Origin of the sequence: Pseudoxanthomonas suwonensis, from assembly GCF_000972865.1 — a bacterium.
In the GTDB taxonomy this organism is placed as follows: Bacteria; Pseudomonadota; Gammaproteobacteria; order Xanthomonadales; family Xanthomonadaceae; genus Pseudoxanthomonas; species Pseudoxanthomonas suwonensis_B.
In genome coordinates this window covers 2,397,178-2,422,824 of sequence record NZ_CP011144.1, presented here as the reverse complement: position 1 = coordinate 2,422,824, position 25,647 = coordinate 2,397,178, and the positions used below count along the sequence as shown (strand labels likewise).

General features: G+C 71.9%; 20 protein-coding genes and 1 pseudogene. 10 read left to right on the top strand and 11 right to left on the bottom strand.

Annotated elements, in window-relative coordinates:
- Positions 1 to 30: 30 nt before the first annotated feature.
- Together WQ53_RS09990 and WQ53_RS09985 are read left to right on the top strand one after the other, a co-directional pair.
- On the top strand, positions 31 to 684 hold the full coding sequence (locus tag WQ53_RS09990; RefSeq protein ID WP_052632025.1) for a glutathione S-transferase family protein: 654 nt from the start codon (positions 31 to 33) through the stop codon (positions 682 to 684).
- A gap of 204 nt (positions 685 to 888) precedes the next feature.
- Positions 889 to 3,375, top strand: a complete 2,487-nt coding sequence (locus tag WQ53_RS09985) for a glycoside hydrolase family 9 protein (RefSeq protein WP_052632024.1) — start codon at positions 889 to 891, stop codon at positions 3,373 to 3,375.
- 397 nt (positions 3,376 to 3,772) lie between these two features.
- On the opposite strand, the gene WQ53_RS09980 is transcribed toward WQ53_RS09985, so the two are convergent.
- Complete coding sequence (locus WQ53_RS09980; RefSeq protein WP_082112960.1) at positions 3,773 to 6,463, bottom strand: bifunctional diguanylate cyclase/phosphodiesterase; 2,691 nt, start codon at positions 6,461 to 6,463, stop codon at positions 3,773 to 3,775.
- 512 nt (positions 6,464 to 6,975) lie between these two features.
- On the opposite strand from WQ53_RS09980, the gene WQ53_RS09975 reads away from it, so the two are divergent.
- Both WQ53_RS09975 and WQ53_RS09970 read left to right on the top strand, forming a co-directional pair.
- Positions 6,976 to 8,532 carry a tetratricopeptide repeat protein gene (locus WQ53_RS09975; RefSeq protein WP_052632023.1) on the top strand — a complete coding sequence of 519 codons (1,557 nt, stop codon included), beginning with the start codon at positions 6,976 to 6,978 and terminating at the stop codon, positions 8,530 to 8,532.
- A gap of 100 nt (positions 8,533 to 8,632) precedes the next feature.
- A complete protein-coding gene (locus WQ53_RS09970; protein WP_052632022.1) occupies positions 8,633 to 9,475 on the top strand; it encodes a class I SAM-dependent methyltransferase in 843 nt (280 codons plus the stop codon).
- A 209-nt stretch (positions 9,476 to 9,684) separates the two neighbouring features.
- On the opposite strand, the gene WQ53_RS09965 is transcribed toward WQ53_RS09970, so the two are convergent.
- The 5 genes from WQ53_RS09965 to WQ53_RS09945 all read right to left on the bottom strand — a co-directional run bounded on the left by WQ53_RS09965 (position 9,685) and on the right by WQ53_RS09945 (position 14,869).
- Complete coding sequence (locus WQ53_RS09965) at positions 9,685 to 10,947, bottom strand: S41 family peptidase (protein ID WP_052632021.1); 1,263 nt, start codon at positions 10,945 to 10,947, stop codon at positions 9,685 to 9,687.
- A gap of 439 nt (positions 10,948 to 11,386) precedes the next feature.
- Positions 11,387 to 12,646, bottom strand: a complete 1,260-nt coding sequence (locus tag WQ53_RS09960; RefSeq protein WP_082112958.1) for an aminopeptidase — start codon at positions 12,644 to 12,646, stop codon at positions 11,387 to 11,389.
- 172 nt (positions 12,647 to 12,818) lie between these two features.
- Positions 12,819 to 13,736, bottom strand: coding sequence for an oxygenase MpaB family protein (locus WQ53_RS09955; RefSeq protein WP_052632019.1), 918 nt, complete (start codon positions 13,734 to 13,736; stop codon positions 12,819 to 12,821).
- Between the two features lie 55 nt (positions 13,737 to 13,791).
- Positions 13,792 to 14,445 carry a glutathione S-transferase family protein gene (locus WQ53_RS09950; RefSeq protein ID WP_052632018.1) on the bottom strand — a complete coding sequence of 218 codons (654 nt, stop codon included), beginning with the start codon at positions 14,443 to 14,445 and terminating at the stop codon, positions 13,792 to 13,794.
- A 145-nt stretch (positions 14,446 to 14,590) separates the two neighbouring features.
- Complete coding sequence (locus WQ53_RS09945) at positions 14,591 to 14,869, bottom strand: hypothetical protein (protein WP_144409295.1); 279 nt, start codon at positions 14,867 to 14,869, stop codon at positions 14,591 to 14,593.
- 178 nt (positions 14,870 to 15,047) lie between these two features.
- Here WQ53_RS09945 and WQ53_RS09940 point away from each other — a divergent pair, with 178 nt between their 5' ends.
- Positions 15,048 to 15,401: a hypothetical protein gene (locus WQ53_RS09940; protein WP_144409294.1), complete on the top strand. Its 354-nt coding sequence runs from the start codon at positions 15,048 to 15,050 to the stop codon at positions 15,399 to 15,401.
- A 130-nt stretch (positions 15,402 to 15,531) separates the two neighbouring features.
- Here WQ53_RS09940 and WQ53_RS09935 read toward each other — a convergent pair whose 3' ends face one another.
- The 4 genes from WQ53_RS09935 to WQ53_RS09920 form a co-directional block, all read right to left on the bottom strand.
- Positions 15,532 to 15,981 (bottom strand): universal stress protein, encoded by a 450-nt coding sequence (locus WQ53_RS09935; RefSeq protein WP_052632015.1) that lies wholly within the window; start codon positions 15,979 to 15,981, stop codon positions 15,532 to 15,534.
- Between the two features lie 204 nt (positions 15,982 to 16,185).
- A complete protein-coding gene (gene yghX / locus WQ53_RS09930; RefSeq protein ID WP_052634033.1) occupies positions 16,186 to 17,073 on the bottom strand; it encodes a YghX family hydrolase in 888 nt (295 codons plus the stop codon).
- Positions 17,074 to 17,286: 213 nt separating this feature from the next.
- Positions 17,287 to 17,514, bottom strand: coding sequence for a hypothetical protein (locus WQ53_RS09925; protein ID WP_052632014.1), 228 nt, complete (start codon positions 17,512 to 17,514; stop codon positions 17,287 to 17,289).
- A 2-nt stretch (positions 17,515 to 17,516) separates the two neighbouring features.
- A complete protein-coding gene (locus WQ53_RS09920; RefSeq protein ID WP_052632013.1) occupies positions 17,517 to 19,751 on the bottom strand; it encodes a tetratricopeptide repeat protein in 2,235 nt (744 codons plus the stop codon).
- A gap of 153 nt (positions 19,752 to 19,904) precedes the next feature.
- On the opposite strand from WQ53_RS09920, the gene WQ53_RS09915 reads away from it, so the two are divergent.
- Positions 19,905 to 20,549, top strand: a complete 645-nt coding sequence (locus WQ53_RS09915) for a YkvA family protein (protein WP_144409293.1) — start codon at positions 19,905 to 19,907, stop codon at positions 20,547 to 20,549.
- 113 nt (positions 20,550 to 20,662) lie between these two features.
- Here WQ53_RS09915 and WQ53_RS09910 read toward each other — a convergent pair whose 3' ends face one another.
- Positions 20,663 to 21,808: an MBL fold metallo-hydrolase gene (locus WQ53_RS09910; protein ID WP_082112957.1), complete on the bottom strand. Its 1,146-nt coding sequence runs from the start codon at positions 21,806 to 21,808 to the stop codon at positions 20,663 to 20,665.
- Positions 21,809 to 21,889: 81 nt separating this feature from the next.
- On the opposite strand from WQ53_RS09910, the gene WQ53_RS09905 reads away from it, so the two are divergent.
- From WQ53_RS09905 to WQ53_RS17265, 4 genes and pseudogenes are all read left to right on the top strand, one after another.
- Positions 21,890 to 22,504 (top strand): TetR/AcrR family transcriptional regulator, encoded by a 615-nt coding sequence (locus WQ53_RS09905; protein ID WP_052632011.1) that lies wholly within the window; start codon positions 21,890 to 21,892, stop codon positions 22,502 to 22,504.
- Between the two features lie 430 nt (positions 22,505 to 22,934).
- Positions 22,935 to 23,231 carry a hypothetical protein gene (locus WQ53_RS09900; RefSeq protein ID WP_052632010.1) on the top strand — a complete coding sequence of 99 codons (297 nt, stop codon included), beginning with the start codon at positions 22,935 to 22,937 and terminating at the stop codon, positions 23,229 to 23,231.
- A gap of 198 nt (positions 23,232 to 23,429) precedes the next feature.
- Positions 23,430 to 24,299, top strand: a pseudogene (locus tag WQ53_RS17270) (TIGR01777 family oxidoreductase); the annotation flags it as partial.
- A gap of 135 nt (positions 24,300 to 24,434) precedes the next feature.
- On the top strand, positions 24,435 to 25,598 hold the full coding sequence (locus WQ53_RS17265; protein ID WP_330217150.1) for a threonine aldolase family protein: 1,164 nt from the start codon (positions 24,435 to 24,437) through the stop codon (positions 25,596 to 25,598).
- The last annotated feature ends 49 nt before the right edge of the window (positions 25,599 to 25,647 follow it).

Sequence of the window (25,647 nt, the reverse complement as noted above, 5' to 3'; positions counted from 1 at the left end):
TCGCAGCGAAGCCACCACCGGAACCCCGCCATGACCCTCGCCCTCTACGCCCATCCGTTCTCCTCCTACTGCCAGAAGGCGCTGGTCGCGCTGTACGAGAACGACACGGTGTTCGAATACCGCAGCCTCGAGGACCCGGTCCACCGGCGCGAGCTGGAGGCGCTGTGGCCGATGAAGCGCTTCCCGATGCTGGTCGATGGCCGGCGCACGGTGATCGAGGCCACGGCCATCATCGAGTACCTGCAGGTCCGCCACCCGGGACGGATACGCCTGCTGCCCGAAGACCCGCTGGCCGCGGTGCAGGTGCGGATGCTGGACCGCTTCTTCGACAATTACGTGTCCACGCCGCAGCAGAAGATCGTGTTCGACGCGCTGCGCACTGAAGCGGACCGCGATCCGTACGGCGTCGCCGAGGCCAGGCGCATGCTCGACACCGCCTATGCCTGGCTGGAACAGCATCTGGACGGCCGCGCCTGGGCGGCAGGCGAGAGCTTCAGCCTGGCCGACTGCGCCGCGGCGCCGTTCCTGTTCTACGCGGACTGGACCCATCCGATCCCGGGAGACCTCCGGCGCGTGCGCACCTACCGCGCGCGCCTGCTCGAGCGCCCTGCATTTGCCCGCGCGGTGGACGAGGCACGGCCGTTCCGGCCCTATTTCCCCTTGGGTGCGCCGGACCGGGACTGAGTGCCGAAGCACGGTTTTCCCTCCCTCCGGAGCCTGGCCCGCGTGGGTGGCGGAGTACTCGACGAGCACGACGCGCGGGCTTGACCGCAGGCTCCCAACCCCTCTCCCGGAGGGAGAGGGGCTTTGCGACGGCGGAATGTTGCAGCGCAACTGGACCTCGCGGTCGGCGATGTTAGCGTTAACACCAGTCCATGGGGATCCGCGATGAACCGATCGAAGAGGCCGCCACTCCGCATCCGCCACCGTTTCCTCCTCGCCGCCGTGCTGGCGGCCGCCGCGCTGGCCGCAGCGGCGGCCGGACCCGGGCCGCAACTCAACGATGCCGGTTACTTCAGCACCCGCGGCCTGGACGTGCTGGCCTTCAACAACACCTACGACGGCAACTTCAGCGACTCCAAGATCGCCGGGGTCGAGCTGATCCACCACGGCGTGCGCACCGCCACCAACGGCGACGTGCGCCTGTCGCCCACGCCCGAGCAGTGGGACCCGGTGGCCACCCTGGTCGAGCGCCAGGTCGATCCAGCCAGCGGCACGGTGACCACGCGCATGCGCTTCGACACGGAAGGCTTCGAGTACGTGGTGCGGGTGGCCCCGCGCGGCGACGGCGTCGCGATCCAGGTCGTGCTCGATCAGCCGCTGCCGAAGGCGCTGGCCGGCAAGGCCGGCTTCAACCTCGAGTTCCTGCCCTCGGCCTACTTCGGCAAGGCGTGGCTGGCCGATGGCGGCAGCGGCCAGCTGCCGCTGTATCCGTCCGGACCCAGCGGACGCGACCGCGACGGTGCGACCGTGCGCCTGCCGATGGCGACCGGCCACTCGCTCACGCTCGCGCCGGAAGACCCGCAGCGCCGCATCGCCATCCACTCGCCCGCTGCCGAGCTGCGCCTGTACGACGGCCGCAACCAGGCGCAGAACGGCTGGTACGTGGTGCACTCGCTGCTGCCGGCCGGCAAGCGCGGCACGGTGCTGGAGTGGACCCTGCAAGGCAGCACCGTGCCCGGGTGGACGCGGCCGACCGTGATCGGCCACTCCCAGGTCGGCTACCACCCGGCACAGCGCAAGGTCGCCGTGCTCGAGCGCGACCGCAACGCACCGGCGCCCGGCCGCGCGCGCCTGCTGCGCGTGGACGCCGGCGGCGGCGCCCGCGAGGCCTTCGCCGCCGAGCCGCAACGCTGGGGCCCGTACCTGCGCTACGACTACTACACCTTCGACTTCTCCGATGTGCGCGAGCCGGGCCTGTACCTGATCGAGGCCGAGGGCCAGCGCACCACCGCGTTCCGGATCGCCGCGGACGCCTACGCCACCGCCTGGCACCCGACCCTGGACGTGTTCTTCCCGGTGCAGATGGACCACGTGTCGGTCAACGAGGCCTACCGGGTCTGGCACGGCCGCTCGCACATGGACGACGCGCGCCAGGTCGCGCCCAACACCGAGCACTTCGACCTCTACGGCCAGGGCCCGGACCTGGATTCGCCGTTCCAGCCCGGCGAGCACATCCCGGGCCTGGCGATCGGCGGCTGGTTCGACGCCGGCGACTACGACCTGCGCACCCAGACCCACTATTCGACGGTGATGTCGCTGGTCGACACCTGGGAGCTGGCGCGGCCGCTGCGCGACGAAACCTCGGTCGACCAGGACAAGGGCCACGTGGAGATCCACCGGCCCGACGGCGTGCCCGACCTGCTGCAGCAGATCGAGCACGGCACGCTGATGCTGATCGCCCAGCACCGCGTGTTCGGCCATGCGATCCCCGGCATCGTCGAGCCGGACCTGGGCCAGTACACCCACCTGGGCGACGCGGTGACCAAGACCGACGGCAAGGTCGACGACCACTCCGACCCGGACTCGCCGCGCGACGACCGCCTGGCCTTCACCACCGCCACCACCGCGCTCAACTACGGCTCGGCCGCCGGCCTGGCCGCGGCCAGCCGCGCGCTGCGCGGCTATGACGACGCGCTGGCACAGGAGAGCCTGGCCACCGCGCAGAAGGTGTGGGAGTTCGAGCATGCGCGCGAGCCGAACCTGTTCCGGGTCGGCAACACCACCGGCGGCGACCCGCAGGACGAGGAACTGCGCGCCGCCGTGCAGCTGCTGCTGGCCACCGGCGAGGCGAAGTACGCGCAGCGCATCGCCGAGCTGTGGCCGGCGATCGACGCGCGCTTCGCGGCCAACGCGCCATGGGCCGTGCGCGCGCTGCCGCACATGGACGCGGACTTCGCCGCCAAACTGCGCACGCGCGCGCAGGCGTTCCGCGCCGAACGCGACGAGGCGCTGCGCGAGAACCCCTACGGCGTGCCGATCACCCGTGGCGGCTGGGCCGGCAACGGCGCGGTGGTCGGCCATGCCACCGCCAACTACTGGCTGCACCGGGCCTATCCCGACCTGTTCGACATCGAACCGACGCTGCAGGGGCTGAACTACCTGTACGGCACCCACCCGGACTCGAACCTGTCGTTCGTGTCGGCGGTCGGCGCGCGCTCCAAGCAGGTGGCCTACGGCATGAATCGCGCGGACTTCAGCTTCATCGCCGGCGGCGTGGTGCCGGGCGTGCTGATCCTCAAGCCGGACTTCCCGGAGAACAAGGAGGACTGGCCGTTCCTGTGGGGCGAGAACGAGTACGTGATCAACCTGGGCGCGAGCTACCTGTTCCTGGTCCACGCCGCGCAGGACCTGCTGGACGCCGCGGCGCCCTAGCCAGCCCCAACCGCCGTCGTCCCCGCGTAGGCGGGGACCCAGTGACTTGTGCCTGTACTGGCCGGCATCTCCTCCCGGCAAAGGAATCCGAGAGCAAAGTCGCTGGATGATCAGCCATTACCAGCCATTCGGCTGTTGTAAATCGCTTCGGCTGCTGTGAAGCGCTTCCCGCCTACACGGGGATGACGGGCAAGTTGTTGCGGAGACGCGATCGCCGAGAGCAAGCAAAACCTGACGCCGATCCCAACCTCCGTCGTCCCCGCGCAGGCGGGGACCCAGTGACTTGTGCTTTGTGCTTGCCTGTTGCCTCTCGCTGCAGGAGCAGAGAGCAAAGTCGCTGGATCCCCGCCTGCGCGGGGACGACGTCAACACGGCATCGTCCAGGCGTTGCGCGCGCTCACGCCACCCGGCGCGCATCGCGCGGGCGCTGGAACAGCACCCGCTGCGGCCGGTGCAGGACGAAGCCCTGGCCATAATCCACCCGCAGCTCGCGCAGCACCGCCAGGGTGTGCTCGCCGTCGACCCATTCGGCCACCACCTTCAGCCCGCGCTGGTGGCCGATCTGGGCCACCGCGTTGACGATCGCCCGGCTCATCGGGTCGCTGCCCAGGTCGCGGACGAAGCTGCCGTCGATCTTGATCAGGTCCACCGGCAGGTTCTTGAGGTAGCCGAACGAGGACATGCCGGCGCCGAAGTCGTCCAGCGCGATCCGGCAGCCGGCCCGGCGCAGGCGCTCGATCACCCGCACCACCCGCAGCAGGTTGCGCACCGCCACCGTCTCGGTGATCTCCAGGCAGATCCGCTCGGCCGGCACGGCGAACTCGTCGATCGTGTCGAGGATGAAGTCGGCCAGGCCCTCGTCCTCGATGCTGGCCCCGGACAGGTTGATCGCGCAGGTGCGCAGCACGTCGCCGCAGGGATGCAGGTCGGCGAAGTGGGCCAGCGCGGTGCGGATCACCCAGCGGTCCACCGCCGGCATCAACCCATAGCGCTCGGCCGCCGGCAGGAACGCACCCGGCAGCACCACCGTGCCGTCCTCCTCGCGCAGGCGCAGCAGCAGCTCGATGTGGGTGCCCGGTTCGGACGCCGGCGCCAGCGGCACGATCTCCTGGTAGTCCAGCAGCAGGCGGTCCTGCTCCAGCGCCCAGCGCAGGCGGTTGGCCCACTCCATCTCGGTGCGGCGCCGACTGGCGTCCTCGTCCTCGCGGTAAGCGCAGACCCGGTTGCGGCCGCTCTCCTTGGCCTGGTAGCAGGCGCTGTCGGCCCAGGCCAGCAGGTCCTTGAGGGTGCAGCCGTCATGGTCGACCAGGACCATGCCGATGCTGGCGCTGACCGCGTAGGTCCGCCCCTGCCAGACGAACATCACGCCCTCGATGCAGCGCCGCAGCCGCTCGGCCAGCACGTGCGCCAGCGCGACGTCCACGTCGAACGCCAGCAGCCCGAACTCGTCGCCGCCCAGCCGCGCCAGCACGTCGCCGGGGCGCAGGTGCTGGCGCATCGCGTGCACCAGTTGCACCAGCAGCTGGTCGCCGGCGGTGTGCCCGGAGACGTCGTTGATCAGCTTGAACTGGTCCAGGTCGATGTACAGCAGCGCGAACGGCGCCGCGTCGGCACGGCGCGCGCGCACATCCAGCGCCACCTGCAGCCGGCGCTCGAACTCGCGGCGGTTGCACAGCTCGGTCAGGCTGTCGTGCGCGGCCTGGTAGCGCAGGCGCTCGGTCAACTCGCGCTGCTCGGTGGTGTCGGTGGCCACCATCAGCAGGTAGGGCGCGCCGTTCACCTCGACCCGGGCGAGCGAGGCGCTGGCCCAGAACACGCCGCCGTCGCGGCCGACGATCACCGCCTCCTGGCTGGCCCAGGCGCCGCCGCGGCCGGCCTCGGCCATCGCCCGGCCGCCGAGCGCCGGGTCGGCGAACAGCGTGGCCAGCGGTGCGTCCACCACCGGCCCCAGGTGCTCGCGCGCGGCCTGGTTGGCGTAGGCGATGCGGCCGCTGCGCGCATCGGCCAGCAGCACCAGCGCCGGCAGCAGCTCGTTTAGCACGCGGAAGCGCGCCTCGCTTTCGCCGAAGCGGGCGGCCATCTCCCGGCCGAGGTCGAGCGCGCGGCGATGGGTGGTCGCCTGCGACAGCAGCAGCAGCGCCAGCAGCACGCTGATCAGCCCGCCAGCGGCCACGATCAGGTGGGTCCGGCCCTCGCCGGGCACCGCCCCATGCGGCCACAGGCGCAGCTCCCAGCGTCGCCCGCCGAATTCGGCGCGGCGGACCTGCACGGCGCTGCCTGCGAGCGGATCCGGATCGGTGGCGAACACCATCTCCTGGCCGGGCGCGGCGTCCAGGTCTCGGATCTCCACGTGCATGTATTCCAGGATCCGGCCCTGCAGGGCGTGGCGCAGCATCGGCTCCAGGCGCAGGCTGACCGCCAGCGCGCCGATCTCCCGCTCGCGGCGCTCGGCCTCGCTGGCCGGAACCGCGCCGCGCGAATACACCGGCAGCCGCACGACCACGCCCTGCGCGGCACCGGAGCCGGCGCCGTCGAACTGCAGCAGCGGGAACGGCGCCGACAGCGACGGCGTATCGGCGTCGCGCGCGCGCTCCAGCGCGGCCAGGTTCTCGGGCTGGGTGGCGATGTCCAGTCCGAGCAGCGCCTCGTTGTCCTGCAGCGGCGCCACCAGCTGGTAGCGGTAGGAAGAGCGCGGTGCGCCGGCCGCGTCCGGCGTGCGCCGGGCGAAGGCGGTGGCGACGTGGCCCGGCACCTGTTGCCGCGTGTGCAGGTTGTCGTGGTACTGGGCGAACAGCGTCCCGTCGACGTCGTCGTTGGACAGGAACACGGTCTGCATCGCCCGCAACGCCAGCGCCGCCGACGCCAGCGGTTCGACCACCCGCGCCTGCGCGGCGTCGGCGAGCGACTGCTGCATGGCTTCGGCGCGGGCCCGCGCATCGACCCATTCGCGCCGCGCCAGTTCGGCGGTGAACGCCAACCCGGCCACCAGCACCACCAGCGCCCACACGGCCGACGCCAGCGGGGCGCGCAGGGCGCCACCGCGCGCGCCCTCGGGCGAAACTGGCAGGTGCTGGTGGGGGACTGGCATGCGGATCCTCTGGCGCGGGGCCGGGCCCGCCCGGAATGACACCGGCGGTCACCCGTCCAGTCGGCGATCCGGTCGGACGGGTCGTGCCCTCCCGTACAAGTTCGGACGCGGGGCCGGAATCTTGAGCGCCGGCACCCCATGCGCCGACGTGCGGCGGGCCCGGCGCCTCCATACGCCATGGCATCGGCCGCCCGCAGCGCCGGCGGCAGCGACCGCTCCGTCCGTCGTCCCGGCGGACGCCGGGGACCCAGTGCCTACAGAGCTTTGCAGCGACCTGGCGCGAAAGCCAAGTCGCTGGGTCCCGGCGTTCGCCGGGACGACGGCATGGAGGGCGACGGGTACCGGGTGCCCGTCGCCAGCAACGGCACGCGGCGACGCCGCTACTTCGCGGTGGCCCCGCCCAGGTGCCGGTAGGCTGTCCATCGACGCCGGTCACAGGCCGGCATCGCGCGGCTTGGCACGCGCGACGGCTTGCCGTTCAATGCAGGCAGGACAGGGGATCAGGGGATGTCATGCACGTACGGGTCTGGGGGCTGCTCGCCTCCATCGGGCTGCTGTTGCCAGTGGGCGCCGCCATCGGTTCCGGGATCAGCGCCGGCTACGAGGAGAGCGACCCGATCGCGCGCAAGCTGCGCAAGGAAACGGCGCAGACGCCGTTCCAGCAGCAGCTCGGCGCGGCGGTGGCCTCGTTCCAGCAGGGCGACCATGCCGGCAGCGAACGCCTGCTGAAGCCGCTGATCGCCGATCCCGGCTTCGGCCGGCTGCCCGGCGAGCAGCGCCACGCCGCGCTGGCGCTGTCCGCGCTCAACGCATTGCTGATGGACGACCCCAAGCGCGCGCGCAAGCTGTTCCTGCGGGCCATCGAGGCCGAGCCCGGGCATGCCACCGACCCGTATTTCCTGTCGCTGATCGCGGCCCAGCAGGGCAGGTACGAGGATGCGGCCCGGCGGCTGACCGAAGCGGTCCGACTTTCGCCCACGGTGCTCGGCGACCTGGAGACGGAGGACCATTTCGTCTACCAGCTGTTGCATGAGCTGGACGACGACGCCCCCGTGCGCCTGGGCCTGCTGCAGGGATTGTTCGACGCCGAGTGGGACCGCGGCGGGCTGGGCGCCGACGACCTCTGGTACGAACTGGCGCTGCTGCGCGTGAAGCGCGGCGAGACCGCGCTGGCCGGCGACGCAGTGGCGCGCATCGGCTGGCCCGACCTGCTGGTGAAGCTGCGCAGCGACCGGCGCTTCGATCCACTGGTGGACCGGCAATCGCCGCGCTTCGACGTGGAGCGGGCCGCGCGCACGCACGTGGACGCATTGCGCTCGCTGGCCGGCGAGCGGCCGAGCAGCCTCAAGGTCCGCACCGACCTGACCTACGCCATGCTGACGCTGGGCCTGGACCAGGAGGTCCTGGACGAGACCGGGAGCATCCTCGACACGCTCGCGGCGGCCACGCCGGAGCAGGCGCCCTACGAGGACACCGCCGACTACCAGGCCTGGATCCTCAACAACCACGCCATCGCCCTGCGCCGCACCGACCGCATCGACGAGGCGGTCGAGCTGCTGGTGCGCGCCAGCCGGCTGGACGAATGGGGCACGCCCAACGTGAGCCAGGTGCTGAACCTGGGCGCCTTCTACTGCAGCCTGGGCCGCGCGGACGATGCGCGCGCCACCATCGCCGCGGTCGGCGGGATGAGCGGCTACGGCCGCATGGTGCAGGCCTCGATCCAGCACTGCGTGGCCTGGCAGGCGGGCGACCGCGCCGGCGCCGCCAAGGCGCTGGCCTACCTGCGCAAGCAGCGCGACGACTCGCCGATGCATGGGGTGTACGCGCTGGTGCGCGAGGACCGCATCGACGAGGCCGCGCGCGCGCTCGCCGGCCTGCTCGAGTCCGGCGAGCATCGCGCCGACGCGCTGGCCGCACTGCAGGACTACCCCGAGCCCGAGCCGCTGCCCGGCGACCGCGAGTCCTTCGCGCGCTGGAACACGCTGAAGGATCATCCGGCGGTACGCCAGGTCGCCGAGCGCGTGGGCCGCATCGAGCGCTACGGCATCCACTACCGCTCCGGCATGTAGGCGGCACGCATCCGCCGCCGCGCGCGGCGGATCCGGTCCGGCGACGGGCCGCAACGGCGCGCTCGGTTACGATGCCCGCCCCTTCCCGCGTCGCCTTCCCGTGCCCCATTCCGCCGGCCCGCTGCTGACCCGTGACACCGCCGAGGCGCTGCTCGCCGCGCGCCAGGCCGGCGCGGCCGCCTGGACCGGCTCGCTCGACCTCGGCCGCAGCGAGGACAGCGCCGCGCTCGGCGCCGACCGCTGGCACTGGCGCGGCACGGCGTACCCGTATCCCGGCCGGCTCAAGGACCGCACGATCTACCGGTTCGACGGCGAGGACTGGGAACCGGTCTCGCGCTACGCCGGCTCGCTGATCAAGCTGGTGCCCACCGAATGGGACGTGCCGACCTTCGAGATCGACGGCATCAAGATGCTGCCGACCTCGAAGGAATCGCCGCTGGACGACGCGCGGCGCAAGGTCGCGCTGGTGGAACCGCGCGGCAAGGCGGTGCTCGACACCTGCGGCGGGCTCGGCTACTTCGCCGCCTGCTGCCTGGAGGCCGGCGTCGGCCGGATCCGCTCGTTCGAGAAGAACGACAGCGTGCTGTGGCTGCGCACGCTCAACCCGTGGTCGCCGGATCCGGACGCGGCGGACGCCGGCGGACGCCTGCAGCTGATGCATGCCGACGTGTCACAGGCGATCGCCGCCGAGGCCGATGCCTCGTTCGACGCGCTGCTGCACGACCCGCCGCGCTTCGGCATCGCCGGCGAACTGTATTCGCTGGCGTTCTACGGCCAGCTCGCCAGGGTCCTGCGCCGCGGCGGCCGGCTGTTCCACTACACCGGCAGCCCGAACCGGCTCACCAGCGGCCGCGACGTGCCGCGCGAGGTGGCGCGGCGGCTGGAGCTGGCCGGGTTCAAGGCGCAGCTGGCCTTGGACGGCGTGCTGGCGGTGCGGCGCTAGGCTCGTCCGTCGTCCCGGCGAAACGCTCCACCACAGCCGAAGCGATTTATGAGAGCCGAATGGCTGGTAATGGCTGGTCACGCCGGGATCCAGCGACTTTCGCTCGTTGATGTCGTCGCAAAGCCAAAGGCACTGGGTCCCGGCGTTCGCCGGGACGACGGTGCGGAGGTGGTTCCGGCGCCGAATCGCTCCCGGCGCAGCGCGCAGCCTCAGCCTTCGCCGCGCGCGTGCCGCGCCCGCTGTCCGTCGGCCCACTGCAACTCCAGCGCGGCGATGCTACCGTCGGGCCGCCGCTCGAAGCGGACCCGGCGGGTCGGCTCGCCATCGACGAAGAACATGTCGGCCGACAGCGGCCGCAGCCGCAGCGCCGGGCGCCGGTCCTGGCGCAGCTGCAGCGCACCTTCCGCCAGCTCGACGCGCAGCACGCCGTAGTCGCCGGCGAAGCCGGCCAGCGTCGTGGCATCCGTGGCCGGCGTGGCGTCCGCCGCCTCCAGCGCCCAGCGCGCAGGCTCGCCGGCGCCGCGCTCCACCAGCGCGGCCAGCGCCAGCCGCCGGGCGCGGTCCAGCGCATCGGCCGCGGCGACCTCCACGTCCGGCGCCACGCCGGTGCCTTCCCAGTTGCTCCCCGTCACCGGGCTGACCGGCGAGCCGGTGGACACGAACACGCTGAAGCCGTCGCCCAGGCGGAACGGACGGCCCGGATTGGCCGCGCCGCCGCTGGCCTCGCCGACCACGGTGGCGCGCCGCGCGTTCTTGAGCGTGTAGGCGAATGCCTCGGCGGCCGAGCCGGTGCGGCCGCTGGTGAGGACGTACAGGGGCAGTTGCGTGCGCGGCGAGGCGAAACCCTGCGCGGGCGCCTCCGACCGGGTGCCGGTGCGCGAATGGAAGGTGTTGTAGATGTCCGCGCCGGGCTCGGCGAAGGCGCTGGCCAGATAGCCGACCATCGCCGGCGAGCCGCCGCCGTTGTCGCGCAGGTCGATGATCAGCGCGTCGACGTGGGCCAGCAGCTGCAGCGCCGCGTCGATCGCCTGGCGGGCCGGCGCCTGCGGGTCGGCGAAGTCGAAATCGGCGAACTGGCGCAGGTCGAGGTAGCCGACGTTGCCCGGCAACACTTCCACCCGGCGGATGCCGAAGTTGTCGCGCGCCGGGCCCGCGCCCGGCGGCGGCCGGCGCGGTCCGTTGGCCGGCGCTTCGTCGCCTGCGGACCAGCGCACGTTGAAATGCCGGTCGTGCGGCTTCAACCGCGTGGTCAGCGCGGTAGCCAGGTCCAGCGGGTCCTGCAGCCGGTCGAAGTCGCCGCGGTCCGCGTCGGCGCGCAGTGCGGCGGCGATCCCGGCGCCGCGCTGCGGATCGAAGTATTCGCGCTCGATGGTCGCGGCGACCTCCCCGGCGACGGCGCGCGGCTCGGCCGCGACCAGGCACGAGGGCAGCCACGACAGGCAGACGGCAAGCAGGAGGATTGCGCGGAACAAGGGCGGCTCCTTCAGTGTGGGTGGCGGCAAGCGGGAAAACCTCGTCTTCAATGATGTTCCAGACGGGCAAAGCGTCGCAGGCGCAGATGGCGGCCGATCCGGCCAGGCCAGGACACCACCCGGACCCCATGGCCGGTGCGCCAGCGAGCGCGGCGACACGCCCACGCGGCGCAACAGCGGCGCACGGCCGTGCTTGGCCGTGGACGGCGGCACCGGACGCGGTCAAGACCGGCTTCGTTGGCGGCGCGGTGCGCGACGGCCCGGCGGTCGACCGCCAGCCGGCGCCGTGCTGGGCCGGATCAGCGTATCGCCAGCCTGCCCGGCCCGGAGGACCCACGGGTTCGGCGCGAAGCGGATCGAGGCGCCGGGCGGCATGCGATCCGGGCCCGGTACGCGCGCAACCGCTCCCGCCGCCTCGCGGCGGGAGCTGCCGGAACGGCTACTGCAGCTTCAACTCGCCGTTCTCCACGATCACCTTGTCGTCCAGGGTGACGGTGCTGCCGGGCAGGAACACGGTACGGCCGCCGCCGGAATGGTTGTCGCCGCCGGCCCAGGCGTTGGAGCCGGTGCCGACCGTGACCGCGCCGGCCGGCATCCAGCTGCCCGCCGTGCTGCCCTCGCCCAAGCGCACGTTCGGGTTGATACCGAGGTTGAAGAACGCGAACTCGTTCTTGCGCTCATCGTCGATGGCATCGTAGACCGCCTTCAGGTCGGCATAGCCGGGACCGGTGCCTTCGATCGCGACGACCTTGCCGTCGTCGATGGTCAGGGTCAGGTTATCGATGTTCTTGCCGCGGAAGCTGCCGCCGGTATCGACCAGCCGGCCCTCGGCGCTGCCGGGCACCGGGGTGGTGTACACCTCGCCGGCCGGCAGGTACACCGACACGGCCGAGCCGCCCTGCCTGACGTCCTCCTCGGAGATGATGCCGTCGCTGACGCCGACCTTGCGGCCCTGGATGCGGAAGGTCAGGTCGGTGCCGTTGGGATGGGTGACGTGGACCACGTTGCCGGCGGCGAGCGTGGCGCGGACCTGCTCGCCGCGGGCCTGCAGCTCGGTGTAGTCCATGCTCAGGCCGTCCCAGAACATCCGCGCCAGTTCGTCCTGGTCCATGCCGAAGCGCTCGGCGCGCCAGGCGGTGGGATACATGTTGTTGCCCAGCTCGACCATGCGCACGCCGTTCTTGTATATCGCCTGGCCGATGGCCTCGTTGGCCCTGCTGCGCGCCGCCACCCGCTTCGGGTCGGCGCCCTCGAACAGGTTCTCGCTGGTGCCGTTGCCCAGGCTGATGACCACGTCGAACGTGTCGACCAGCTTGGCGAGCAGCGCATCCTCGCGGGCGTCGTACTTTTCCGGGACGTCGAAGAACAGGCGCCTGGCCAGGCGGTCGCTGCCGTACTCGATCATCGGATAGCCGCCCACCCGGGCCACTTCCACCGCCAGGTCCTCCATCAGTTCGGCATCCTGATGGCGACCGGTGATCAGCACCGCATCGCCCTCCTTCACCCCGGCGCTCTGGGTGACCACGCGATGGGCCAGCGCCTGCAGGTCCACGGACGGCGTGCCCGCCTGCGCGGCGCCTGCGGCAACTTCGCCACCCGCGGCCGGCGGCGCCGTGGCTGTTTGCTCCGCCGGACGCTGGCAGGCCGCCAGGGAACAGACCGTCGCCGCCACTACGGCGGCAAGCAATGCGCGTTTCATCTGGCGTCTCCGTGACTGCCGCAACTGGCAGGGGACCGATCCTACGTTCAGCCGGACGATGCAAAGCGACCGTTCATCGGCCAGGTCCGACCACGTAAATACCGGAAATACCGGCCATTCCTGCGCTTTCCCGCCTCCGCAACGTGCGTGGCGCGGCCGCGTCGCACGGCGCTCACGGCCAGCGTTCCAGCACCTGCGGCGACACGCCCACGCGGCGGCAGGCACGTACCGCCGGGCCGTCGCCGAGCGCGCGACGGAACAGCGGCGCGATGCCGCGCATCGCCGTCGCCGCGGTACGGTCGCGGGCGCCACGCATGCCCTCGCGCTGCAGCAGCGGCCTCGCCCAGTCCGGCAGCAGCGCCGCGCCGGCGCCGAGGAACACGTCGCGCGACAGCCCCGGCAGCGGCACCGGCAGGCGGATCGCGGCCAGGATCGCCAGCACTTCGCGGGCGCGCGCATCCAGCGCCAGCTGCGGCCGCATCGCGTCGAAGTACGCCGCCACCTGCGCCGCGGATGCCGGCAGGCCACGCGCGCCCAGCGCCTCGGCCACGCGCCGGGTCTCGTCGTAGTAGCGGTCGGCAAGTGCCGCCGGCACCGATCGGCAGTAACGGTGGTAGCCGTGCAGGAAGCCCCAGGCCTCGGTCACGTGCACCCAGGCCAGCAGTTCCGGTTCGTTCGCCGCGTAGCGGCGCCCGTCCGGCAGCTGGCCGTCCACGTGCGCGTGGATGCGGCGTACCCGTTCGACCAGTGCCTGCGCTTGGGGCGTCGACGCGTAGGTGGTGCCGGCGACGAACGCGGTGGTGCGGCGCAGCCGCCCGACCAGGTCCTCGCGGAAGTTGGAATGGTCGTACACGCCGGCCAGCACCCGCGGATGCAGCGCCTGCAGCATCAGCGCGCACAGTCCGCCGGACAGCATGCCTGGGAAGTCGGCGTGCACCCGCCAGGTCACGCTGTCGGGTCCGAACAGGCCCGGGTCGCCTGGCGGCTGGTCGTAGTCGATGCCGCTCTGGCCGCGCGGGAACGCGTCCAGCACCCAGCGCCGGACCTGGCGGACCGCCGGATCGAGCAGGCTGTGCGGCGGGGCGGGCATGCCCGCATGGTAGTGGCAGGTCGCGGATGCGGCCGTGCAGGCGCCGCGCGGGCCCTCAGTCCGTGGCAGTCGCCGGCACCGGCGGCAGTTCCGGCGCCTGCAGGCCGGAGAACGGATCGCGCCAGGCGTCCAGCGCCTCGAGCCGGCCGTACCAGCGCGCGAGTGACGGATAGTCGTGCAGCGGCAGCCGGGCGACGTCGTTGTACGGCAGGAACGTGGCCATGCGGAAATCCGCATAGGACACCGCGTCGCCCAGCAGCCAATCACGTCGCGACAGTTCGGCGTCGAGCAACGCGGCGCCCTCGGCGAAACGCGCCAGGCCTGCTTCGAGCACGGCCGCATCGAACGGGCCCAGCCCGTAGCGCGGCCGGGTGCCGCGCTCGTAGCTGACCATGTCGCAGCCGCGGACGAAGTTTTCCTTGCCCCAGCTGAGCCACTGGATCATCGCCGGTTCCTCGCTGCCGGTGCGCCAGAAGCGCGAGCCCGCATCGCGCGCGAGCCGGCAGGCGATCGCATCGGCTTCCCACAGGCTGCCGCCGTCGGCGAAAACCAGGACAGGCAGCAGCAGGGTCGGATTGAGCGCGCGGTAGCGTTCCGCCTGGCCCGGTGCACGCGGCGCGGCGAATTCGAACGCGACGTCCGCGCCGAGGTGGCGCGCCACGGCCACGGCCAGGCGGGGGTTGGGATTGCGGCTGAACAGCAGTCTCATGGCGGGTCCTCGCACGGCACGATGGCGGCGGCCCCGGAAGGAGCCTGCCTGTGCGACGGATCCGGCTGCGCGGATTCGACAGCGGCGTGGTGTGCGCCGCGACCCTGGCCCCAGCAGGAGGCGCGGATGACGCCGGCGGACGTCTCTATCGACCGGCTTCACCGGCCTGGAGGTGGCGCCGGTACCGGCGCTCCAGATGCCACCACATCGCCGCGCCCCACAGCAGCCCGCCCAGCGGGAACAGCAGCAGCGACAGCGGCAGCAGCACGCGCAGGTCGGCGCCGGCGATGCCCCACATGAGCAGCGAGTAGATCAGGGCCGTGGTCAGGCCCCAGCCCAGCGCGCCGCGGACCAGCACGAACCGGGCCATGCCCTGCTTGCGCAGCTGCGCCCAGCGGGCGAATGGATCGGGTGTTGCGCTCACGCGGCAGCCTCCGTGTGCGGGTGTGGCCGGACTCTACCCTGCCCGGCGTGTGTGCGTCCGTCGCCGCCGGTGCTCCCGCGGTCGGCTCCGCGCAACTGACCGGCCTGCCGCATCGGCCCCGTTCCAACGCATTGAGGGCATGGCAATGGCGCCGTGTCCGCGGCAGGCGGAGGACACCATGGATGCGAAAGAGGCTTCGCTGAAGATCCGGCTGGGTCCGGCCCGGATCGACTTCAAGGGCGATGCGGCGCTGCTGAAGGGCGGCGTGCTGGACGTGGCGCGGGGCCTGGACCGGCTGCTGGTTCCGCGCATCGCCGAACGCGCCGGCACCCTCGCCCTGGACCTGGAAGCCGCCCGCGCCGTGCAGGAGGACATCCGCTCGACGCTGGATTCGCTGGCCGGAATGGGCGAGATGGAAAGCCTGCGGCTGCAGATGGCGATGGACCGGCTCGGCAAGCTGATGAGCACGCTGTCCAACCTGCTGAAGAAGACCAGCGACACGGCGGACGCGATCGTCCAGAACCTCAAGTAGGCACGGGCAGGCGCGCGGGCCCTCCGGATGCAGCGAGCAGCCGGTGGGTGCGTGTGCGGCTGCGCGAGCCCTTGCAGGCGCGACAGGCGTCGCGACGGCGGCCGCGCGCGCCGCGCCGCGACCGAACGCGTCAGTCGTCGCCGTGCCGGTAGACCAGCACCGGCACTTCGGAGTGGGTCAGCACCTTGGCGGTCACGCTGCCCAGCACCAGCGCCTTGACCCCGCGCCGACCGTGGGACGCCATCGCGATCAGGTCGCAGCCCTTCTCCTTCGCCGTGGCGATGATCGCCTCGTGCGGGTCGTCGCTGGCCTGCGACACGGTCGCGTGCTCCACGCCGGCCGCGCTGGCCCGCTCCGCGGCCTGCGCCAGCCGGCGCGCGGCCTCTTCCCTGGCGTGGCGGTCGTAGGCATCGCGCGTCTCGGCGACCTGCTCGGGTGTATACGCGATGACGTGGAACGGCTCGACCGCGGTGAACAGCGTGACCTTCGCCTTCAACGCCACGGCGAGCGCCAGCGCCTGCTCGACCGCGTAGTCCGACAGCGGCGAACCGTCGGTGGGAACCAGGAGATGCGTGTACATGGCTGCTTCCTCCGTCTGATGTGGGGGCAGTATCCCTCTCCCTGCCACGGATGATCATTGATCCAGATCAACACGGAGTGGAGGCGGACCACGGATCGCGGCCGTCCGCGCATGCGTGGCTTGCGGTGAGCGTATTCAGCTTGGGCGATGCGCGGCGATGACCATGCCGCGCGCGCCGCCACCGCGGACCTGCGTTGCCGTCGCTCAGGCCAGGTAGCGGCGGAACCACTCCAGCGTCCGCTCCCACGCCAGTTCCGCCGCCGCCTCGTCGTAACGCGGGGTGGAATCGTTGTGGAAGCCGTGGTGGGTGCCGGGATAGAAGTGCGCCTCGTAGTTCGTGCCGGCGGCCTTCAGCGCCGCCTCGTAGGCCGGCCAGGTCGCGTTGACGTTGGCGTCGTTCTCGGCGAAGTGGATCAGCAGCGGCGCCTTGATCCGCGGCACGTCCTCCGGCCGCGCCTGGCGGCCGTAGAACGGCACCGCGGCGGCCAGTTCCGGATAGGCCACCGCGGCGGCGTGCGACACGCCGCCGCCGTAGCAGAAGCCGGTGATGCCGACCTTGCCGGTGGTGCGTTCGTCGGCGAGCAGGTAGTCGATCGCGGCGAAGAAGTCGTTCATCAGCTTCTCCGGATCGACCTGGCGCTGCAGTTCGCGGCCCCTGTCGTCGTTGCCGGGGTAGCCGCCGACCGAACTCAGGCCGTCGGGCGCCAGCGCGACGAAACCGGCCTTGGCCACGCGCCGGGCCACGTCCTCGATGTAGGGGTTCAGGCCGCGGTTCTCGTGCACCACCACCACTCCCGGCACCGGGCCTTCGGCCTTGGCCGGACGCACCAGGTAGCCGCGCACTTCACCGTGGCCGTTGGGCGAGGGGTAGCGGATGTATTCGGCGACGATGTCCGGGTCGGTGAACTGCACCTGCTGGGCCAGCGCGTAGTCCGGGCCGAGCGCCGCGAGGATGCCGGCCGCGGTCAGTCCGCCCACGGCGAAGGTGCCGGCGCGGTCGAGGAACTGGCGCCGGCTGATGCGGCCGTGCACATAGCCGTCGTACAGCTCCAGCAGTTCCGGTGCGAAGTCGCGGGCGGTCAGTCGCTTCATCATCGTTTCCTGCGCATGGCGGCGAATATCCGCCACCTTGCCACAAAAGGGGTCAGGTTCATTTTCCCGTGCACGCACCCGTGTTGGGAAAATGAACCTGACCCCTTTTGTGGGCACCGCCCCAGGCGGGACGCCAGTTACGTCTCTCGCTTCCTCCCCGTCCTGCCGGTACGTCCGCAAGCCGGCAGGACGATCCATGCACGAGCGCCCGAACTACTCCTCCCGGTGGTCGACGAACTTGATCTTGAAACCCAGCTCGATGGGATTTTCCGGGTCACCGCCCGGGAAATCGCCGGTGACCAGTTTCAGCTGCGAGACAACTCCGGGCTGTGGTATGCACACGTCCGGACTGCTCATCAGGGCGGTCATGTCGACATCGATGGAGATGCCATTGCCAAGGTCGATGGAACCGCTTCCGCCAAAAGTCCTCTGCTGCGACATGTTCATTCTCCTCGTGGTGGTCCCGCTGCTGCGGGGGAAACGGCCGGGGGCGGTGTGTCGCCTTCCGGCGGTTCGGACAGCCCCGTCCGCCTGAAGACGGCATGGGTGGCTATGCGTGACTCGGGAATGCCCGCCGCGCGTGCGGCCTGGAGCGACTCGCGCGCCTGCGGGTACTGGCCCAGGACGGCAAGGGTCTGCGCGTTGTACATCGCCACTTCCCCTGGCTCGTGCGCCAGCGCCCTGGCCTCGCCGACCCGCCGCAGCGCGCCATCGCGGTCGCCAAGCTGCGCCTGGTACCAGCCCAGCGCGGCCAGTGCCTTGGCGTCGCCGGGCTTGACGTCCACGAAGCGCTGCGCAAGCAAGGCCGCCTGGGCATAAGGTTCGCGCGCCTGCGCTGCGGTCCGCGGATCCGCCTCCAGCGCGTCCCCCAGGCGCCCGAGATAGAAGAAGCCCTTGGGGTTGAGTTCGACCGCGCGGCGGTACAGCTCGGCCGCGCCCGCGTAGTCCCCTTCCTGGTAGCGCAGCGTGCCCAGGTTGCTCAACGGGCTTTCGTGGGGCTCTATCGCCAGCGAACGCCGCAGCGCCACTTCGGCGCCCGCGGTGTCGCCGGTCGTCAACAGCAGCCCGCCGTAGGTCCTCCAGTACGAGGCCACGTCCGGGCGCAACGCCACGGCGGTGCGGTACGAGGCGACCGCCTCCGGATACCGGCCCAGGCGGTACTGCTGGTAGCCCAGCTCGGCATGCACTTGCGCATTGCCCGGACTGGCCTGCAATGCCTGGCGGAAATCCCGCATCGCCTGGTCGTCGCGGCCCTGGTCGATGTGCAGCCGCGCGCGTCCCACCAGCGCCCGCCAGCGCATCCCCGGATCGTCGAGGATGGCGTCGTAGTACTTCAGCGCCTGCTTCTCATCCCCCTGCACGCGGTGGAGGTCGCCCAGCGCCAGGCTCACCTCGGCCATGGTGCGGTCCATGTTCATGGCCCGCAGGCAGGCCAGCCGCGCCGTGTCGAACGCATCGGCATTGCGCTTGGACTCGAAGTCCCACAGTTCCATCCGGCACAGGCCGGCCTGCGCCCGGGCGAAGCCCGCGTCCGCCGCCAGCGCCCTGCGGAAGTGCTCGGTGGCGGCGTTGCGGCCCTCGTCACCCTGTGCATGCAGCATCTGCCTCAGGCCGACCAGGTAGGCATCGAACGCGGTCGCGCTGCGGGTAGGCTCCAGCCGCCTGCGCAGGTTCTCGCGCTCCTCCGGCAACACTTCGACCAGCGCGTCGACCACCGCGTCGGCGATGTCGGTCTGGGTGGCGAAAATCGTGTCGGCGTCGCCGTCGTAGCTGCGCGACCACAGCGTGTAGCCGCTGCGGGTATCCGACAGCCGCGCGCTGATGCGCAGGCGCTGCCCGTCGCGGCGCACGCTGGCGTCCAGCAGCGTGGCCACGCCGAGCAGCCGGCCCAGCGCCTGGATGTCCTGGCTGCGGTCGATCGCCTCCGGCGGGCGCCACGCCGCGACCTTCAGGCCATGCACGCCGGCCAGCGCGTTCAGCATCTCCACCGACAACCCCTCGGCGAAGTAGCGGTCGTCGCGCGCGTCGCTCAGCGTAGTGAAGGGCAGCACCGCGATGGATGCCTCGGTCGCCACCGGCGGTGGGCCCGGCTCGCGCCACAGCCAGGCCACCGCTCCCAGGGCCAGCGCCGCCGCCAGCCCGGCCACCCAGGCCAGGAGCGAGGCGCCCGGCGCCTGGTCCTGCAGGCGGGGCTGTGGTCCGGCCGGGTCGTCCGCAGGCGCGACAGGCGCGGCCGGCAGCGCCGGCGCGGCCTGGATGGCATCGGCCGCCTTCACGGCCACAGGGGCTTCGGCCGCCAGCGCCGGCAGGACCGACGTGGCGCTCTCCAGCCTGCCGATGAAACGGTACCCGAGCGCGTGCTGGGTCTGGATGTAGCGCGGGTGCTGGGAGTCGTCGTCCAGCGCCGCGCGCAGCTGGGCGATGGCCCGGGTCAGCACCCCGGGGGTGACGTGGCGGTGGCCCCAGACCTGGTCCAGCAGCGCGTCGCGGCCCAGCAACTCGCCCGGGCGGCGCAGCAGGGCCAGCAGCACGGCGAAGGCCTTGGGCTCCAGCGCCAGCTCGCGGCCGTCGCGCACCAGGGTGTGCGCGGCGGCGTCGACCACGATGCCGTCGAAGCGGTAGCGCCCGCTGCCGCCGTCGCCGTCGGGGGCGGGAGGCTGGTCGGTGCCCGGCTTCATCGCCACTTCCTCATGGTTGCCTCATGGAATCAGCGAACACGCACGGAACGCTCATTCCTGCCTCATGACCCGCATCCGCGGTCCCGGGAAGCTGGCCCGGCGCCGGCGATGCCGCGCCCACCCATCCTATGGAGACGCACGATGAACGCTGTGATGACAACCCGCTCCCTGGTCCAGCCGCTGCCTGCCGTCCTGGACGCCCCCCCGTCCTTCAACCTGCTGCACCGCCGCAAGAACATCGGCGACTACCGGCCGACCTCCGCGGACCTGGCGCGCTTCAACCGCCTGCTGGCCCGCCTGGGCCGGGTCAAGGCGCCGCTGGACATCGACCAGCTGGCCACCGCCGCGCGGCAGCTGTCGGCGGCCGCGGACGAAGACGCGCCCGGCTGTATCGCCCAACGTATTACGTGGATCGAATCGGTCGCCGCCATGGCCGCCGACCCGGACTGGGAGGCCGCCAACGACGTGGCCAACTACGCCCGCCTGGTGGTCGACTACGCCAAGGACACCCGCGACCTGATCCCGGACTGGGTGCCACGGATCGGCCGCCTGGACGACGCCATCGTGGTCGAGACCGCCTGGCCGACGCTGCGCCGCGAGATGGCGTACTACCAGGACTTCCAGCGGCTGCGCGCACTGGAAGCCGGCCTGCGCGGCTGCCCGCCGGAGGAACTGCCGTTCGACCGCCGCGCCTGGGAGACGGCCCGCGACACCGAGGCCGCCCTGGTCGCCCACCGCCGCCGGGTGCGCGAGTCCAGCTACGCGCCGGCGCCGACGGCGATGTTCCGGGTCCACTGACCGCCCACCGGTCCGCGCCACCCGGCGTGCGGGCCCCGCCCGCGGTCCTGTCCGATGCCGCCCCTCGTGGGCGGCATCATTTTTTATGCCGCGTTTCTACCCGACCGCCGGGATCAGTCCCGCCACCAGGCGCGCGTCGGCTGCGGTGCGGCCAGGTCGAAACGCTCGCCCATGCGCGGCGTGGCCAGCGCGATGCCGCGTTCCGACGCCAGCGCCGCCACCCGTTCGAACGGCTCGTCCCAGGCGTGCATGGCCAGGTCGAAGGTGCCGTTGTGCACCGGCAGCAGCCAGCGGCCACCCAGGTCCTGGTGCGCCTGCACGGTTTCCTCCGGCTGCATGTGCACGTAGGCCCAGCGCGCGTCGTAGGCGCCGGTTTCCATGAAGGTCGCGTCGAACGGGCCGAAGCGGCGGCCGATCTCGCGGAAGCCGTCGAAGTAGCCGGTATCGCCGCTGAAGAACAGGCGCAGGCCCGCGTCGCCGTCGCCCGCGGGCGGATCGATGATCACCCACGATGCCCACAGCGTGCGGCCGGCGTCGAACAGCCCGCGGCCGGAGAAATGCTGCGCCGGCGTGGCCACCAGGCGCAGGCCGTCGATCCGCGCTTCCTGCCACCAGTCGAACTGCCGCACCTTGGCCTGCGGCACGCCCCACGCGACCAGCCGGTCGCCGACGCCGAGCGGCGCGAGGAACACCTCGGCCTTGTGCGCCAGCTTCACCACCGCGTCGCGGTCGAGGTGGTCGTAATGGTCGTGCGACAGCAGCACGCCGCGCAGCGGCGGCAGTTCGTCCAGTGCAATCGGCGGCGCATGGAAACGCTTCGGCCCCATCCACTGCACCGGGAACGCGCGCTCGGCGAACACCGGATCGGTGATCCACCAGCCGCCGCGCAGCTTGACCAGCAGGGTGGAGTGGCCCAGCCGGAACAGGCTGCGGTCCGGCGCCGCGTCCAGATCCGCGCGGGTCAGCGGCACCACGTCCGGAGGCGTGGCCGGCGCCGTCCCGGCCGGCTTGTTGAAGGCGAAGTCCCACAGGATCCTGGCCATCTCGCCGGCTCCCTGCGGCGGACGCGGCACCGGGTTGCGGAAACGGCCGTCGGCCGACTGCGGCGAGTCCGGGTAGTCGGCGACGGGGGACTGGGTCCTGACAACGGACAGGGTGCAGGCGCTCAAGACGAGGACTCCAAGGACGAGGACCGGGAACAGCCGGCGGCGGCAAGGCCGGCGGCGACCCGGTTCCGGCGGGGTGGCGGGGGTGGGCATGCGGGACATCCTGAAAACTACACCGTGCAGTGTAATTACAGGTTCGCGAAAAGTAAACCGTCCGGTGTAAAATCCGTGTCGATGGCCAAGCCCGACGCCCCCGCCCGCCTGACCGACCGCAAGCGCGCCGCGATCGTCGACGCCGCCGTGGCCGAGTTCCGCACCGCCGGCTACGAGGCCACCAGCATGGACCGCATCGCCGCCAGCGCCGGCGTGTCCAAGCGCACCGTCTACAACCACTTCCCGGGCAAGGAAGCGCTGTTCGCGCACATCGTCGACCGGATGCTGCTGCACGGCAGCGACGAGTACGCCACGCCCTACCGCGCCGACGCCCCGCTGCGCGGGCAGTTGCTGGAACTGGTGCGGCACAAGCTGCGCCTGCTGCACGACCCGGACTTCGCCGACCTGGCCCGCGTCGCGATCGCCGCCGGCCTGCACTCGCCGGCCCTTGCCCGCGAACTGATGGAGCGCCTCGGCCAGCGCGAGCACGCCATGACCGCCTGGGTGCGCGCCGCCGCCGCCGACGGCCGGCTCAAGGCGCCCGACCCGGCATTCGCCGCGATGCAGCTGGAATCGCTGGTCAAGGGCTTCGCGTTCTGGCCGCAGATCGCGATGGCGCAGCCGCTGCTGAGCGAAGCCGAGCAGGACGCCGTCGCCGCCTCGGCGGTGGACATGTTCCTGGCGCACTACGGCTGAGCGGCGGGGCGCTCCAGCACCGATAGTCGTCCGACCTGCTGGATGGCGCTCATGGAACGGCTGCACCCGGAACGTCCATGGCGGTTCCGCGCAACCGGACCTAGAGGCTCCGGGAGAGCGCCATCTGCGTCATTGCGCTTGTTCGGCGTTTCCTGGCGGCGACCTTTGCGTCCGCCGATGCACGAAGACGCAGGCCAGGCCGCTTGTCGACCGCCATGGCTCCGAACCCGTGGCTGCGACAGAGCCGGTCCCGTGGGATGGCGCCGGGAGCGGACCTGACCTCGTTCCTGCTCCACTCCGGCAGGAAACCACACCCTGGCCGGTGGCGGATCAGACGCGGCAACGGCGCCCATGGCCTGGGTATTGCGGTGTGGCCGTCGGCCGCGGTTTCCATACACCGCCATGACGCAGGCTGCGGGAGCATCGCCGCATGAAGACACCTGCGGACATCGACGCCGAACTGGCACGCCTGGAACGCCGACTGCCGGAACTGATCGCCCGCCACGACGGGCCGGACGTGCTCGAAGCCTTCGCCGCCGAGGCCGAGCCCCTGACCCGCGACGTGCCGGCCGAACACGAGGCCTACGTGAACTCGCGCCTGAACTGCATGCTGGCCGCGGCCGGCCTGGTTCCCGGCGAACCGGAGGGTGAGCCCTGCCCGACCGGCCTGGACGCCGCCGACCCGCAGACGCCGCGCACGCAGCCATCGACGAAGGACGACCCATGAACCGCAACGCCCGCCCACCGCTGCGCATCATGGCCGTGATCATCACTGCCATCGTCGTGTTCGGCGCGGTGCTGCTGTGGGTGTTCCTGCGCTCGGGCGCGAGCGGCTGAACCGGCCAGGCGGCATGCGCCGCCGCCGCCGCTGCGGCATCCTGCGCATACCGCTGGCGCACCGACGGCCGCGTTCCGGAGGCTTCCCATGCACGTCCTGGTCACCGGCGGTACCGGCTTCATCGGCACCGCGCTGTGCGCACGACTGCTGCAGGCCGGCCACGCGCCCGCCGTGCTCACCCGCGATCCGGCCCGCGCGCGTGCGCGACTGCCGGCGGAGGTGGCCGTATTCGGCGCGCTGGAGCAGGCGCGCGAAGTGGATGCAGTGGTCAACCTCGCCGGCGAGCCGCTGACCGACGGCCGCTGGAACGAAGCGCGCAAGGCCCGGTTCCGCAGCTCGCGCATCGACACCACCCGGCGCCTGGTCGAATGGATCGCCGCGCAGCCGCGGCCACCGCGCGTGCTGGTATCCGGCTCGGCGATCGGCTGGTACGGCCCGCGCGACGACACCCCGCTGGACGAATCGGCGGCGCCGGGCGAGGACTTCGCCGCGCGGCTGTGCCGCGACTGGGAAGCCGAAGCGATGCGCGCCGAGGCCCTGGGCGTGCGCACCTGCCGGGTGCGGACCGGCATCGTGCTCGGCCGCGGCGGCGGCGCCCTGGCCAAGATGCTGCCGCCGTTCCGGTTCGGGCTGGGCGGCCCGATGGGCGACGGCCGCCAATGGATGAGCTGGATCCATCGCGAGGACCTGGTCGGCCTGGTCCTCTGGCTGCTGGAGCGCGACGCCGCGCAGGGCGCCTGGAACGGCACCGCACCGGCGCCGCGGACCAACCGCGAGTTCGCCCAGGCCCTGGGCCGCGCCCTGCATCGTCCCGCAGTGCTGCCCACGCCGGCACCGGTGCTGAAGCTGGTGTTCGGCGAGATGGCCCAGCTGCTGCTGACCGGCCAGCGCGTGCTGCCGGCACGTGCGCTGGCCGAGGGCTTCGCGTTCCGCTTCCCGACGCTGGAGCAGGCGCTGGACGACCTGGCCTGTTACGGAACCAGGGCGGCGCACTCTCCGCGCCGTGAAAGCGGGTACGCCGCTCCCGTTGCACTGTTTGACAGTCCCCGGCGCGCCACCACAGCATCCGTGCACCGCCTTGCAGGGGACATCATGGACCGTCGTACTTTCCTGGCCACGGGCAGCTTCGGCATGGTCGCCACGCTGCTGCCCGGTGCCGCCGGCGCAGCCGCGGCAATCACCACGACGCCGGACGACCTGTTCCGGCGCATCGATTTCGTCTCCGACGGCCTCGGCCTGGATCCGCGCGAGTACGCCGCGCGCCTGCACGAAGTCGTCGCCCGCGATGGCCTGGCGGCGGACTACTACTCGCGCGGCGGTGTGGTCGAGCAGCTGGAGCGCAGCTTCGCCCGCCTGCTCGGCAAGCCCGCGGCGATGTTCGTCGCGACCGGCACGCTGGCCAACCACCTGGCCGTGCGCCGGCTCGCCGGCGGCGACCGCCGGGTACTGGTGCAGGCCGAGAGCCACCTCTACAACGACAGCGGCGACGGCGCCCAGGCCCTGAGCGGCCTCAATCTCGTCCCGCTCGCCGCCGGACAGGCCACGCTGCCACTGGACCAGGTGCAGGCCTGGGTCGAGCGCTCGCGCGGCGGGCGCGTGCGCAACGACGTGGGCGCCATCTCCATCGAGACCCCGGTGCGGCGGCTCGACCACGCCATGGCCGACTTCGCCGAGCTCGAACAGGTCAGCCGCTACGCACGAGCGCAAGGCATCGGCCTGCACCTGGACGGCGCCCGCCTGTTCACCCTGCCGCTCCATTCCGGCCGCGCCGTGCACGAATACACCGCCCTGTTCGACACGGTCTACGTGTCGCTGTGGAAGCATTTCAACGGCGCCAGCGGCGCGATCCTGGCCGGCAGCGGGGAATTCATCGATGGCCTGTTCCACGAACGGCGCATGTTCGGCGGCGCCCTGCCCGCCGCCTGGCCATCGGTCGCCCTGGTCGCCGACTACGCGGCCACCTTCGAGGCCGACTACGCCCGTGCCTGGAGTGCGGCCGACGCGCTGATCGAGCGCCTGCAGGCCAGTGGCCGGTTCACGGCGCGCAAGCTGCCCGGCGGCACCAGCCGCTTCTTCCTGTCGGTGGCCGGCGTCGACCCGGCAGCCTTCGCCGAACGCGTCCGGCGGCGCGGCATCGTGCTCGCGCAACCGCGGCCGGACACCGGCGAGTTGCCGCTGCAGGTGAATGCGACTCTGCTGCGGACCGATCCGGCCGAGCTCGCTCGGCGATTCATGGAGTCACTGCCGGAGGCATGAAAACACGTCTTCGATGACGCCGGAGATCGCGTGCGTCGATCTCCATGCC

What these genes read in the sequence shown, in the direction of transcription:
- WQ53_RS09975 (WP_052632023.1), top strand. Translation starts at nt 6,976, where the DNA reads ATGCACGTACGGGTCTGGGGGCTGCTCGCCTCCATCGGGCTGCTGTTG.
- WQ53_RS09990 (WP_052632025.1), top strand. Translation starts at nt 31, where the DNA reads ATGACCCTCGCCCTCTACGCCCATCCGTTCTCCTCCTACTGCCAGAAG.
- WQ53_RS09935 (WP_052632015.1), bottom strand. Translation starts at nt 15,981, where the DNA reads ATGTACACGCATCTCCTGGTTCCCACCGACGGTTCGCCGCTGTCGGAC.
- WQ53_RS09940 (WP_144409294.1), top strand. Translation starts at nt 15,048, where the DNA reads ATGGATGCGAAAGAGGCTTCGCTGAAGATCCGGCTGGGTCCGGCCCGG.
- WQ53_RS09910 (WP_082112957.1), bottom strand. Translation starts at nt 21,808, where the DNA reads ATGCCCACCCCCGCCACCCCGCCGGAACCGGGTCGCCGCCGGCCTTGC.
- WQ53_RS09950 (WP_052632018.1), bottom strand. Translation starts at nt 14,445, where the DNA reads ATGAGACTGCTGTTCAGCCGCAATCCCAACCCCCGCCTGGCCGTGGCC.
- WQ53_RS09915 (WP_144409293.1), top strand. Translation starts at nt 19,905, where the DNA reads ATGACAACCCGCTCCCTGGTCCAGCCGCTGCCTGCCGTCCTGGACGCC.
- WQ53_RS17265 (WP_330217150.1), top strand. Translation starts at nt 24,435, where the DNA reads ATGGACCGTCGTACTTTCCTGGCCACGGGCAGCTTCGGCATGGTCGCC.
- WQ53_RS09900 (WP_052632010.1), top strand. Translation starts at nt 22,935, where the DNA reads ATGAAGACACCTGCGGACATCGACGCCGAACTGGCACGCCTGGAACGC.
- WQ53_RS09955 (WP_052632019.1), bottom strand. Translation starts at nt 13,736, where the DNA reads ATGCCCGCCCCGCCGCACAGCCTGCTCGATCCGGCGGTCCGCCAGGTC.
- WQ53_RS09920 (WP_052632013.1), bottom strand. Translation starts at nt 19,751, where the DNA reads ATGAAGCCGGGCACCGACCAGCCTCCCGCCCCCGACGGCGACGGCGGC.
- WQ53_RS09980 (WP_082112960.1), bottom strand. Translation starts at nt 6,463, where the DNA reads ATGCCAGTCCCCCACCAGCACCTGCCAGTTTCGCCCGAGGGCGCGCGC.
- WQ53_RS09925 (WP_052632014.1), bottom strand. Translation starts at nt 17,514, where the DNA reads ATGTCGCAGCAGAGGACTTTTGGCGGAAGCGGTTCCATCGACCTTGGC.
- WQ53_RS09985 (WP_052632024.1), top strand. Translation starts at nt 889, where the DNA reads ATGAACCGATCGAAGAGGCCGCCACTCCGCATCCGCCACCGTTTCCTC.
- yghX (WP_052634033.1), bottom strand. Translation starts at nt 17,073, where the DNA reads ATGAAGCGACTGACCGCCCGCGACTTCGCACCGGAACTGCTGGAGCTG.
- WQ53_RS09960 (WP_082112958.1), bottom strand. Translation starts at nt 12,646, where the DNA reads ATGAAACGCGCATTGCTTGCCGCCGTAGTGGCGGCGACGGTCTGTTCC.
- WQ53_RS09905 (WP_052632011.1), top strand. Translation starts at nt 21,890, where the DNA reads ATGGCCAAGCCCGACGCCCCCGCCCGCCTGACCGACCGCAAGCGCGCC.